General features: G+C 39.3%; 8 protein-coding genes. 4 read left to right on the top strand and 4 right to left on the bottom strand.

What is annotated here, in order from left to right:
- A partial coding sequence (locus FLJC2902T_RS10125) for a reprolysin-like metallopeptidase (protein ID WP_051364362.1) occupies positions 1-2792 on the bottom strand: 2792 nt, incomplete at its 3' end.
- Positions 2793-4100: 1308 nt separating this feature from the next.
- On the opposite strand from FLJC2902T_RS10125, the gene FLJC2902T_RS10120 reads away from it, so the two are divergent.
- Entirely contained in the window at positions 4101-7145 is a 3045-nt protein-coding gene (locus FLJC2902T_RS10120) for a T9SS type A sorting domain-containing protein (protein WP_035678250.1), read from the top strand.
- Positions 7146-7211: 66 nt separating this feature from the next.
- Here FLJC2902T_RS10120 and FLJC2902T_RS10115 read toward each other — a convergent pair whose 3' ends face one another.
- A complete protein-coding gene (locus FLJC2902T_RS10115) occupies positions 7212-8351 on the bottom strand; it encodes an acyl-CoA dehydrogenase (protein WP_023579689.1) in 1140 nt (379 codons plus the stop codon).
- 96 nt (positions 8352-8447) lie between these two features.
- Here FLJC2902T_RS10115 and FLJC2902T_RS10110 point away from each other — a divergent pair, with 96 nt between their 5' ends.
- Positions 8448-9521 (top strand): anhydro-N-acetylmuramic acid kinase, encoded by a 1074-nt coding sequence (locus tag FLJC2902T_RS10110; RefSeq protein ID WP_023579688.1) that lies wholly within the window; start codon positions 8448-8450, stop codon positions 9519-9521.
- Here FLJC2902T_RS10110 and FLJC2902T_RS10105 read toward each other — a convergent pair.
- Positions 9511-10347, bottom strand: coding sequence for an alpha/beta hydrolase (locus FLJC2902T_RS10105; RefSeq protein WP_023579687.1), 837 nt, complete (start codon positions 10345-10347; stop codon positions 9511-9513). The genes FLJC2902T_RS10110 and FLJC2902T_RS10105 overlap by 11 nt on opposite strands.
- A 50-nt stretch (positions 10348-10397) precedes the next feature.
- Positions 10398-10991: a TetR/AcrR family transcriptional regulator gene (locus FLJC2902T_RS10100; protein ID WP_035678248.1), complete on the bottom strand. Its 594-nt coding sequence runs from the start codon at positions 10989-10991 to the stop codon at positions 10398-10400.
- 103 nt (positions 10992-11094) lie between these two features.
- Here FLJC2902T_RS10100 and FLJC2902T_RS10095 point away from each other — a divergent pair, with 103 nt between their 5' ends.
- Positions 11095-12321, top strand: coding sequence for a Glu/Leu/Phe/Val dehydrogenase dimerization domain-containing protein (locus FLJC2902T_RS10095; RefSeq protein ID WP_023579685.1), 1227 nt, complete (start codon positions 11095-11097; stop codon positions 12319-12321).
- 76 nt (positions 12322-12397) lie between these two features.
- Complete coding sequence (locus tag FLJC2902T_RS10090) at positions 12398-13321, top strand: hypothetical protein (protein ID WP_023579684.1); 924 nt, start codon at positions 12398-12400, stop codon at positions 13319-13321.
- The last annotated feature ends 106 nt before the right edge of the window (positions 13322-13427 follow it).

The raw sequence follows: 13427 nt of genomic DNA, 5'->3' as shown, positions 1-13427 counted from the left end.
GCTAAAGCAGATGTAGTCACGCTTACAGTGTTACTCGCAGTTGATACATTTCCAGCCGCGTCTTTAGCGGTAACATGGAAATTGTAAGTAGTTGAAGCCGTTAAACCAGATACAGCTAATGTTGTACCAGTAACGGTTGTTTTCAATACACCGTTTTGGTATACATTATAACCAGTAACTCCTGTATTGTCAGTAGCTGTCGTCCAAGATAAATTCGTACTTGAAGTAGTAGTTCCTGAGGCAGAAAGCGTTGAAGCTGTCGGAGCAGCAGTATCAGCTAAAGCAGATGTAGTCACGCTTACAGTGTTACTCGCAGTTGATACATTTCCAGCCGCGTCTTTAGCGGTAACATGGAAATTGTAAGTTGTTGAAGCAGACAAACCAGATACAGCTAATGTTGTACCAGTTACGGTTGTTTTCAACACTCCGTTTTGATATACGTTATAACCGGTAACTCCTGTATTGTCAGTAGCTGTCGTCCAAGATAAATTCGTGCCTGAAGTTGTAGTTCCCGAAGCGGAAAGCGTTGAAGCTGTCGGAGCAGTAGTATCTGCCAAAGCAGAAGTAGTCACATTTATAGTATTACTTGCAGCTGATACGTTACCAGCCGCATCTTTTGCTTTTACGTTAAAGGTATAGGGTGTAGAAGCTGATAGACTCGTTACTGCTAACGTTGTAGCGGTAGTGGTAGTTCTCAATACTCCGTTTTGATATACATCATAACCGGTAACACCTGTGTTATCAGTAGAAACTGTCCATGACAAATTAGTACCTGAAGCCGTAGTTCCTGAGGCAGAAAGGGTTGAAGCTGTCGGAGCTACAGTGTCCGCAGCGCCTGAACCGGTAATCGTAAAGTTAGCATTGTTCACATCAAAGAAAATGTGGTTGCTTCCCTTTACCATGATTCGGTTAGTGGTTCCAGGTATATTTGGAATTACTACACTTTGCGAACCGTCGTTTGGTGTTCCAGCTAATAAAACAGTGGGGAATGTTTGTCCTCCGTTGGTTGATAACAAAATGTCTACATTAGCACAGTTTACACCATTGGCATTGGTACCGGCAACAGTCCAGTTAATAGTTTGCGTAGTACCGGCAGCGTACGAAACAGCTGTGTTTTGCGTGTCTACGGTAAAAGGTCCGGCAGTACCAGCTACAGTTACTACCATATCATCTGCATTGTTAGATCCTCCGCCTAAATGGTTATCACGAACGGTTAAACGGAAGTTTAAGGTTCTTGCAACCCCAGGTAGTACTTCAACCGGAATCGCTGAGCCGTTAGTTGTTGTAGATCCTGTTAAAATTGTGCTCATTTTAGGGAAATATCTTGTTGCGGAAGTAGTTGCCGGGTATGATCTGAAAAGAGGCCCAGATGTTGCTGTGGCACTTGGTCTAGAAGTAGAAGCATTTCCTAAATCCATTTCTTCCCAACTGTACGTTAACGCATCCGTTGTATTGGCATCGGTAGCGGCCCCTATCAACATAAATGGAGTTCCTTTTGGGATAGTAAAATCTGCTCCTGCATTGACAACGGGAACAGCATTACCTGTTGAAGTGATAACAGGACAACTTGTAGTTTTAATAATTTCCATGACCTGTTCAATGCTGATGGCATGAAAATAAGCGTCTTTTGTTCCTTGAACGTTTTGATCAGTTGTTCCATCATAACTCATGATCGTGGATCCGCTACCGGGCTCCATTGCACCTTCTGCTCCAGTAATATAGGTGTAAGTATGGGATGCGCCCAACTGATGCCCCATTTCATGGGCTACATAATTTATGTCAAAAGTATCTCCTTGATAATTGCCTGAATAGGCACAAGTGTAAGCTCTACCTTTATAGGTATCGGCACAAATAGATCCTCTGGCTCCTCCATCTCCGCTATTTGCAAATCCTGCACCTAATAAATGACCAATATCGTAATTGGCTTCACCTATAACGCTTGTTAAATTTGATTGATTTTGAGTTTTCCAGCTTGTGTAACTTGACGAGTCAGAAAATGGGTCGGTCGATGCATTAGTGTAGATAATAGCATCGTTATTAGCAATAAGAATCAATTTAACTCCGAAATCTTTTTCGAAAACTCCGTTGATTCTAGTTAGTGTATTGTTCATTGCAGATAAAGCAGCTGCTTTGGTTCCGCCAAAGTAAGCCGCATACTCTGCAGTACATGACATTGCTAACCTAAAAGTTCTTAGTTTAGCATCATCTGCTCCTCTTGCATAACTGCTTGTGTTGCTATTAGCTGGGGTAGGATTTATAGCCTGATCGATTACCTTACAGTCAAAGTTATCTAAAGCTTCTGTATGGTCTGATTTTTTATAAACGGTATAAGTATTCACATCCTTCGATACCGGCTCAATGAAAACGGCCGGTTGGTTGTGATACAACGTCATGGATTTGAACCCTAACGGCGAACTGCTAAAATAAGCACGCGCATGCGGGTTATCAATACCAACAGCTACATAGGATTTTATTTCCGGATATTTGGCTGCAAGTTCCGGAGCCATAACGGAATTTTCGTAAACTTTAAAGTTTTCCAATTTGCCTTCTCCGTTGGGTAATGAAATGATTGTATTGGAAGTAATGTTGGAAGCATCTCTTTTAGGAGATTTGGCCAACATCTTTTTCATAGCGGGTAAATCTAAATCAAAAATATTTTTTTGTGGTAAATTGGATGGAGTAATTCTACCTGAGGTTTCTGTAGCATTATTCTTTTTCCATAAAGCATCTTTACTTTGAGCAATTCCGTAAGTACCAGTAAATAATAGGGCAGCACATATCAATCTTTTCATAAACTATTATTTTATTAATCGGCTCAAAATTAATCAGTTAGAATAAAATATCGATGAAATTAACAAAAAAATCGATGAAATACATGTTTTAGCGAAATTTATAAGATTCACATTACGTGATTTCTTTTTTTTAAGAAAAAAATTAATAAATAAAATCTGTAATAATGTGATTTTGAATAAGTTGTTGTTTGTTTTTGAAGTTTTAAGGAGGTTGAATATTCAAAAAATCAGAATTTAAAACCCTATACAAAATATAAGAATAAACTTAGGTGTTTTATATTTCCTACACCTATGTTTATTAATCTTGTAGTGTTTTTTAGGACTCATCAAAGGCTTGTTATGTACGAAATAAATTAAATACAATCCTGTGGGAGGGTTTGTTTATTTTTGAAGGCTCTTGCTGGAATCGATAAAGTTTTTTGTTTGATATGGACATGGTTGACTAAAGTTGTAAAACTTAGAGAGTATTTTTTTTTTTGATGTTTTGATTCCTGTCGATAAATTTACAATGAAACTTCTTACGTTTATTTTAAATATAACTATCTGGTAATCAACGTATTGTTAAAAAAGTTAAATATTTAAGAATGTTTACTATAAATATGTTAATTCAGTCAAATTAGTGTTAAATTTGTCGCAGAATAACGGAATAAGTTATTGACGGTTTGATGGTTACTTGTGATTGCGACGTGCAATAATACCTCCACAAAAATCAATTACATTTTATAATAGTTTTAGACACTTCAACAGTTAATTGTGATTGCGACATGCAATACCTCTAAAAAAAATCAATTGCATTTTTATTGGTTTCAGACGGTTCGATGGTTACTTGTGATTGCGACGTGCAATAATACCTCCACAAAAATCAATTAACATTTTATAATAGTTTCATATACTTCAACGGTTAATTGTGATTGCGACATGCAATACCTCTACACAAATCAATTGCATTTTTATTGGTTTCAGACGGTTTGATGGTTAATTGTGATTGCCACGTGCAATAATACCTCCACCTAATCAATTAACATTTTTTCTTCTTTTTGCTTTTTTCGGAATAATCTTAGAATTTCAATTCATGATTGGAAAGTTCTCAAATTTATTTGAAGCTCTTTTTCTATCTGAACGCTACTGATAATATGGCTCTAAAACCGTATTATTATGAAAAATTTTATATTCTTTTATCGTAAAAATACCCTATGGCCTAATGGCTCTTTGTTCCATTTGACGGGGGTGTTTGTAGATTGGTGTTATACTTCCTTTCGGGAAGCTAAGTTTAATAAAAACTGGATCTCTCGTGTCGCATTTTTACTTTTGCTGTTTAGTAATATTTCTTTTTATGGGCAAAATCCTGCTTATAACTTAGATCAGATTAGAAATGGTTCTGCTGCATCACCGACGAGTCCAGCCGCTTGGGTTAACGGTAATGCAAATGCTACACAGGCGCACTATTCGGAAGGATGGTCGATACCTTATCGCGTTATATTGACTGATTTAGTTCTAGGGTCTAATTATATAGATATTGAATGGGATACAAGAGACAACAGCAAGCATGCTATTGATTTTATAACCAGTTACAATAATATTGATAATCCAAATGGATCCCATCTAGGTTTCGGACATACGGCTGAAGTTATTGACCCTACCATTGGAATTAGCGGTTTGGGTGCTCCGTCAACTTTCCCTATTCCCGAACCGGCAAATGCGCAGACTGCTGATTATTTTGATAATTTAGCGGCTTCACTGCGTCTTCTTACCATTTGGAACGGTGCAATAACAGATGTTGATTATCTTGATGAAGATGTCTTGACAGGAGCTAGTGCTAAAACAAGTATGCGAATTACTTTTAATGCAACTTCTGCTACAGTGGTTATCGCATGGGGAGGTCATATTGCAGCCGAATACGACTGGGGTGCCGGTGAAGGTGCAACTGCAATCAGCGGGTCACCCTATCATTCGAGAATACTAGGGTTGAATGGTACCGGTGGTAATCAGGATAGATCTCTTGCAGCTGCAGCAGTAGTAATTCCGCCTCGTTGTTTGGTATCAGGTCCCACAACAGCCTGTGCATCCGTAGCTTCTTTAAATTATACTTCAAGTATAACTAATTCCAATAATGAGCCGGTTACCTACTCATGGAGTCTGCAAAACAATACTGCCGGGGCTATGATTAGTGGGGTAAATACTAACTCAACAGTAACTGTTGTTCCGCAAGGAGCTGATTTTTTAGCAGGTTCTTTTGATATTGTGCTTACTGTAACAAGGCAGAATTTATCCAATACATGTTCTCTATTAACGACAATAACTGCGAATCCTACCGTTACTGTGAACAGTCCTGTTATTTGTGCTTCTGCTGGAAGTGCAACGATAACGGCGGTGCCTGTACCTGCGGGTTCTTACACTTATGCATGGACAGTTCCTGCGGGGGCATCCAATCCGGGAAATGTTGCCAGTTTTAGTGCCAGTGTTGCCGGTACTTACAGTGTGACAATCACGGACGGCAATAGTTGTACAGGCAGTGGTAATGGTACTTTAACGGTTAATCCACTTCCTGTATGTCCTCTTTTCAATAATTCACTATTTAATGAAGTTGACTGTGGTGTATCTGCTTCAGTTGCTCAAAATGGACCTGATGATCCGAATACACTTAATTTTATAGAAGGTACAAACCCTAAATTCACTGCGTGGTTTAATTCTTTCGCACCACCATCAAATACAGATGTGATAAGTGTAACCTATGTGTATTCTCCTTCAGCAGCAGATCAGAATCCAAATGATCTTGCAAATATATCTAATGCTCCTTTAAATCCGAGATTAGGTGTCCCTACTGCAGAAACAACACAGGTAACTGTTACTTGGAGATTGAGAAATAGGACTACCTTATGTGAAAACGAATGTTCAGCTATATTTAGAGTTACATATAACTGTGCTATTGGTTGTAATAGTACTGAAACACCTGTGTTGTGTAAAGGTGCTAGTACAGGAAGTATTACGGTTACTGCCCAAGGGGGTACACCACCATACACTGTAGAATTGTATAAAGTGGGGGATCCTGTTTCGCCATACCGAACTGGAGGTGGAAATACAGCTGTAATTAATGTATTATTTGATAATTTACCAGCAGGTTCATATAATTATTTGGTTACAGATGTTTCAGGTGTTTCACGATGTGTTAATGAAGACGTTATTGTTGATGGTGTGCTTGTAGATAAAACTCCCATTGTAATAGCTGAACCAGCCGCCGCTCTAGACTTAGTATCCTTAGTTCCTACCAACGCAAGTTGTGGCGCAAGTGATGGAACCATTATTGCTACAATTTCTGGTGGTACACCGCCGTATAAAATAGCGATTGATTCAACTGATCCAGATGATAGAGTGGACGTAACTGATGTGACAGCTCCAATTACATACACATTTACAGGTGTAGCAGCGGGTCCACATACCGTAAGGGTTTATGATGCCAACTACGCGCAAAGTCCACAAGCCGGATGTACCGATGAGCTTCCAACAACCATTGAGTCATTACCATGTGGCGGACACATCTTCCCAACACAAACCGCTTGTTGTAATATCGTACTCGGAAATGCTACAGAACTAGAAAATGTTCATTATACAGCAAGAAGAGGAATTGTGAGTAATGCAATTCCAGGAGTGTTCTTCTACTATACTAAATTGACAGCGCCAAGTGCAGACTTTACTATAAATGTGGTGCAAACCAATAGTACTTGTACTGGTTTCAATTTGTTCCAAGTTCAGGGCAATAAAGACGTAAAATTGTTTGGACCGAACTGTACCAGATTGAATACAGTTGATTTAACAGGTACAGGTAATGGTCAGGCCCAGATGAGAGTTACAGGAGCTACTGCGGGAGTTGAATACGTTCTCGGCGTTAAATATGATGTTAAATCGCTTATCGGATCACCAACCACTGGTCAAACTTGTACTTATGATTTTGTGACTACAATAGGTGGTAACCCTGTAGCCGGAAGTGCTGGTACGATAGACGCGGTTCTCGGAGGTTCAGACAATACGCCGCTACCACCAGCCTGTACAGATGGTGTTCAAGTGGCAGATAACGCTCCTTCTGGTCAAACTGTTGAAGCCATGTTTAGTGCTTATCCGGTTCCTTTCAAAGAGTACATCAATATCCGATACGAGTTTGATTATCAGTCAAAAGCTCGAATTGAAGTGTATGATGCCAAAGGAATATTCGTAATGGCTTATGACGATGCCGATGCGTACTTTAATAAAGAAGTCAGACTGGATATTAAATTTAATCAAGGTGACGGTCAAATGTACATCATTAAAGTGATTACCGATAAAGAAGTAGGTACAAAACGAATCATTTCCAAAAAATAAATTCTAACTTATAAAAGAAAAGGCTGGTTTAAATACCAGCCTTTTTCATTTTATAAAGTGAAGGGATTATTTAACCAATCCTCTTGAGATTACAATTCGTTGAATTTCAGAAGTTCCTTCATAAATCTGAGTGATTTTCGCGTCACGCATCATACGTTCCACATGGTATTCACTTACATATCCGTTTCCTCCGTGAATCTGAACCGCCTCAACAGTCGTGTTCATTGCCACTTCAGAAGCATATAATTTAGCCATAGCTCCTGATTGTGAAATATCCTGACCTGCATCTTTCTCACAAGCTGCTTTGAAACATAACATTCTGGCTGCCGTGATTTGCGTAGCCATATCTGCCAATTTGAAAGCAATGGCCTGGTGTTGGAAAATCGGTTTTTTGAAAGCCACACGCTCTTGTGAGTATTTCAACGCCAATTCATAAGCACCTGATGCAATTCCCAATGCCTGAGAAGCAATACCGATACGGCCTCCGTTTAACACCGCCATGGCGAAGTTGAAACCGAATCCGTCTTCACCAATTCTGTTTTCTTTCGGAACTTTAACGTCAGAGAACATTAAAGAATGCGTGTCAGATCCTCTGATACCCATTTTCTTTTCTTTTGGTCCTACAGAGAAACCTTCCCATCCTTTTTCAACGATGAACGCATTGATTCCTTTGTGTCCTTTTTCAATATCAGTCTGAGCAATTACAATATAAGTAGAAGCTGTTCCACCGTTGGTGATCCAGTTTTTAGTACCATTCATTAAATAATGGTCTCCCATATCAATTGCGGTAGTTTTTTGAGATGTCGCATCCGAACCTGCTTCCGGCTCAGACAAACAGAAAGCACCGATAACGTCTCCTTTTGCTAACGGCACCAAATATTTCATTTTTTGCTCTTCGTTACAGAATTTCTCTAATCCGGCACAAACCAAAGAGTTGTTCACCGACATCACCACAGCAGCAGAAGCGTCAATTTTTGCGATCTCCTCCATTGCTAAAACGTAGGAAACACTGTCTAGTCCGGCTCCACCGTATTTAGGATCAACCATCATTCCCAAGAAACCAAGTTCAGCCATTTTTTTGACTTGTTCTGTAGGGAATTTTGAATGTTCGTCTCTTTCAATAACTCCCGGTAACAATTCAGTCTGAGCAAAATCTCTTGCTGCCTGCTGAATCATTAACTGTTCTTCGCTTAAATTAAAATTCATTTTATTTTCAATGTTTTGTTCGTAAGTCTTTTAAAAAAGTCCCCAAAGATACTTTATAAATGTCATATTTTCAACTGGATTACCTAATTTTAACCCATGCAAAATAAGACGTACAATATTGTTGGGGTAATGTCGGGCACTTCACTTGATGGTGTTGATCTGGCACATATTAATTTTTCTGTTGAAAACGGGAAATGGAAATTTCAGATTTTTGAGAGCGAAACGGTCGCTTATTCGGAAGAATGGGTGAGTCAACTTAAAAATGCCGTCAGTTTTTCGGATGCCGAATTGATTGTGCTTAATGAAAAATACACGGTTTTGTTGGCTGAAATTATTTCCGATTTTATCAAAAAAAATAAAATTGAAGCTTTAGATGCGGTCTGTTCGCACGGCCATACGATTTTACATCAGCCGCAAAACGGATTCACTCTGCAGATAGGGAATCTTCCGGAAATAGCAACGCTAACCAATCAGAAAGTAGTTTGTGATTTTCGGGTTCAGGATGTGAAAATGGGTGGACAAGGCGCCCCTTTAGTTCCTATAGGCGACCGTATTTTGTTTTCGGATTATGAGTATTGTCTTAATTTAGGCGGATTTTCCAATGTTTCTTTTGAAGAAAACGGAAACAGAATTGCCTTCGATGTTTCTCCGGTGAATACGGTGCTGAATTTTTATGCTGATAAATTAGGATTGAAATACGACGATAAAGGACAGATTTCAAAAAGCGGAAGCATTTCTGAAGTGTTGTTGTCCGAATTAAATGCCTTGGATTTTTATCGGAAAAGTTATCCGAAATCACTCGGTTTTGAATTCGTGAAAGAGACGGTGTTGCCAATGATGGAAAAGTATTCTATACCGGTTGAAGATAAACTCCGGACATTTACCGAGCATGTGGCTTTTCAGATTGCGTCGGCTTTGCCTGAAAAAAGAGGAAAGCTTTTAGTTACGGGTGGGGGAGCCTATAATGATTTTTTAATTGAGCGAATGCAGATTTATCTACCGGAAATGCAGATTGTAATCCCAGATGCCAAAACCATAGAATTTAAGGAAGCGCTGATTTTTGGGCTGTTAGGAGTGTTAAGGCTTAGAAACGAGGCAAATGTACTGGCAAGTGTTACGGGAGCGATGCATGATCATTGTTCCGGTGAAATTTATGAATTTAGTTTGTGACAAAATCGGTAACTTTTTTTAGCAGTTCCTTACTTTTTAAATCATGACCCAATCCTTCTGTAAGTAGCAGTTGGCTGTTTTTCCAATGTTTACTTAATCGGATGGAATACTTAAAACTGGTAGCCAAATCATCTTTATCATGTACAATTAAAGCCGGAATAGTAATACTTTCAGCAAATTTGGCGCTCGAATAATAGTTTGGTGATTTTCCTAATTGTGCCTGAAATTCATCAATTATTAAGTCGACAGATTTTGTCGTTAATCCTAATGTTTGTTTGTAAAAATCAAAAAAATCGGAAGCTTCACCGGGTGCGCCCATGACGACCACTTTTTTAATAGTATGCTCTTTGTAGTGGTCTAAAAAATAAGTGGTTGCGAATCCACCGATGGAATGACTTACAATGGATGAAATCTCCGAATTTTTTTCTAAAAAGGCGTTGATAACCTTCGCATACAAAACCACATGAATGGACTTCCCCGAAGACAAACCATGAGCCGGTGCATCTAACGCATACACCGTAAAGTCGTTTTTCACCAAATGCTCAATATAGTTTTTCCAACGGAAAGAATGGCTTGCCCAACCATGGACCAAAAGTACTTTTTTACTTCCGTTGCCCCATTTGTATGTTTGGATTTTGTAACCTTCCAAAGTAAAGCTGTCAGCCATTCCTTTTTGCAAAAATTCCAATTGATGCGGTTTCACTTTTCGGGCAAATGGATTGCAAAAAAGTAGAAAACCTTCCTTTTTTAGTTTTTTTGGATGTGCAAACGAGAGGAAATTGAAATAAAAACCTATAGATTTTTGCATTATTTTTTTAGAATTCATAATTATTTTTATTTTAAGATACCGATCGGTATCAAATTGTTTAAATTTTTTTACAGTAAGATGTCCGAAACGATCCAGTTTTTTAAGTGGTTCACCACAATCTCAATATCGGCGTTTGAATTTTGTAATTTACTCATCATTACACCACCCTCAAGCGTTGATATTAGGATAGTTGCGACTAATTTTTCGTTAACTAAATTCCTGACTTGTTTGTGTGTTTTTCCATTGATAATTATTTTCTCCACAGAGTCCCGAAAAACAAATAAGGCTTGTTGTGCTTTTTGCTTCAATTCTAAGTTGGTATCATCAACTTCCACAGCAACATTTAGTAGCGGGCAACCGCCAATAATGAATGGATTTGTAATGTAACTTTGAAACAAATTCAGTACGCAAAAGAGCTTGTCTCTAGTGTTGTTTTCCGCCTTGATTTTCTCGTTTAAAGTCACGAAAATAGCTTGCATCATTTTTTGGAAAGCTTCAATTTCAAGACTTTCTTTGCTTTCAAAATGCCTGTAAATTGCACCTTTGGTTAAGCCTGTAGCCTCAGTGATATCGCTCAATGATGTAGATTTATACCCTTTTGTATTAAAAAGGGCAGTCGCTTCTTTTAGCACTTTTGCTTTTGTCATTTCCGATGATCGCATACGCAAAGATACCAATCGGTATCTAAACGGCAAAAAAAAATAAATTTTCTTTTTTACATTGTTTGAAACAAGTTAGATTTGCATATCAAAATTAAATTTACAGATGAAGGATTTACTAAAAAAATTCGAAAATAAAGAACCTGAAGTTGTGTTTCATTGGAAAGATGCCGAAACCGATGCGGAAGGATGGACAGTGATTAACTCACTTCGTGGCGGTGCTGCAGGCGGAGGAACACGTATGCGTAAAGGTTTGGATATGAATGAGGTGCTTTCTTTGGCAAAAACAATGGAAGTGAAGTTTTCGGTTTCCGGCCCTGCGATTGGCGGAGCGAAATCCGGAATTAATTTTGATCCGAACGATCCAAGAAAAAAAGAAGTATTACAGCGTTGGTATAAAGCGGTTTCGCCGTTATTAAAAAGTTATTATGGTACTGGTGGTGATTTAAATGTGGATGAAATTCACGAAGTGATTCCGATGACCGAAGCTTGTGGTGTTTGGCATCCGCAGGAAGGAGTTTTCAACGGGCATTTCAAACCAACGGAAGCAGACAAAATCAACCGTATCGGGCAATTGCGTCAGGGTGTGGTAAAAGTAATTGAGAATACGACTTTTTCTCCGGACATCACTAAAAAATATACTGTGGCGGATATGATTACTGGTTATGGGGTAGCTCAGGCGGTGCGTCATTTTTACGATATCTACGGAGGTAATGTTACCGGAAAAAGAGCTATTGTTCAAGGTTTCGGTAATGTAGGATCGGCAGCTGCTTTCTACTTGGCAGAAATGGGGGCGAAAGTTGTTGGAATCATCGACAGAGATGGTGGTGTGATCAACGAAAACGGATTCTCTTTTGAAGAAATCAGAACATTGTTCCTGAATAAAAACGGAAATACTTTGGTTTCGGATAAAATGATTCCTTTTGCGGAAATCAACGAAAAAATCTGGTCTGTTGGTGCCGAAATTTTTGCACCATGTGCAGCTTCACGTTTAGTGACAAAAGCGCAGGTAGACAGTATGGCAGCAGCAGGATTGGAAGTGATTTCTTGTGGAGCTAACGTGCCTTTCGCTGACAAAGAAATTTTCTTCGGACCGATTATGGAAGAAGTGGACAGCAAAGTAAGTTTGATTCCTGACTTTATCTCTAACTGTGGAATGGCGCGTGTTTTTGCCTATTTCATGGAGAAAAAAGTAGCAATGACTGACGAGGCTATCTTTAGTGATACCTCTGAAATCATTAAGAAAGCCATCCAGAAAACATATGAAGTAAGTTCTGACAAGAAAAACATCAGTGCAAGAGCTTTTGAGATTGCATTGAAGCAATTGGTATAATTCTTGTATATTTAGCTCTTCGAACATAACAAAAAAAGCGTATTTTCGTTATTAATGATTGAGTAAGAGCAAGAATATGGAACAGTTTGATATATCAGCAGCAGAAAAAAGAAAATCATTACTGATAACCGTAGTGATTTATGCCTTTTTACTGCTGCTTTTGTTTTTTATCCGATTTTGGCCACCGACCAATCCGGAAACGCTAGCCATGCTTGGCGGCGGTGGCGGAGGAGGTGGTGTGACCATCAACTTCGGGGACAGTGATGTGGGAATGGGCGATAACTTTCAGAGTGAAGTGCTGAATGTTAAGAATGATGTGAAGCAGGCAGTTGCAGAGTCGGCTCCTGAAGAGGATATTATTTCCAGCGACACTCCTGAAGATAATGCGGTGGTGATTCCGAAAAACCCGAATCCGGTGAAAACCAAGCCGGTTGTAAAAACCGATCCGAAACCGGTTGAAGTGAAGAAGCCAACGGTTTCCAAAAATACCAACGACGCTTTGGCAAGTTTGATGAACGGTTCCAAAAAAGGTGGTGACGGTGACGATAACCAAGCAGGTAATAAAGGGAAAAACAACGGTGATTTGGCTTCCGGAGGTTATTATGGCAGTGGAGGTTCCGGAGGAGGAACCGGCGGCGGTAACGGTACCGGAAACGGAACGGGAACCGGTCCTGGAAGCGGAAGCGGTTCTGGTGGCGGTAACGGAAGCGGTCATGGTACTGGTAACGGAGCGGGTTATTCCTTAGGAAACCGAAAAGCACTCTCGAAACCGGCGCCAAATTACAATTGCAATGAGGAAGGGAAAGTAGTGGTGGAAGTGTCTGTCGATAAAAACGGAAAAACCATTGCGGCAACTCCGGGAATCAAAGGAACTACCAATACCGCAAAATGTTTGTTGGATCAGGCGCGAATCGCGGCCATGAATACCAGATGGCAGGCGAGTGAAGATGCTCCGGAACGTCAGGTTGGAAAAATAATTTACAGCTTTAGTCTGAATTAGTGGTGTTAGAAAATAGATGAAAGAAAATAGACGATAGATAAGGCCGACTGTTTAGTCGGCTTTTTTATTTGTTTGATGTAAATTGAAATGGTTGTTCAGGTAGCGG

The sequence above is a fragment of the Flavobacterium limnosediminis JC2902 genome, from assembly GCF_000498535.1.
GTDB lineage: Bacteria > Bacteroidota > Bacteroidia > Flavobacteriales > Flavobacteriaceae > Flavobacterium > Flavobacterium limnosediminis.
Note: the sequence above shows the minus strand (reverse complement) of the source record. Positions and strands in the feature narration are given on the sequence as shown.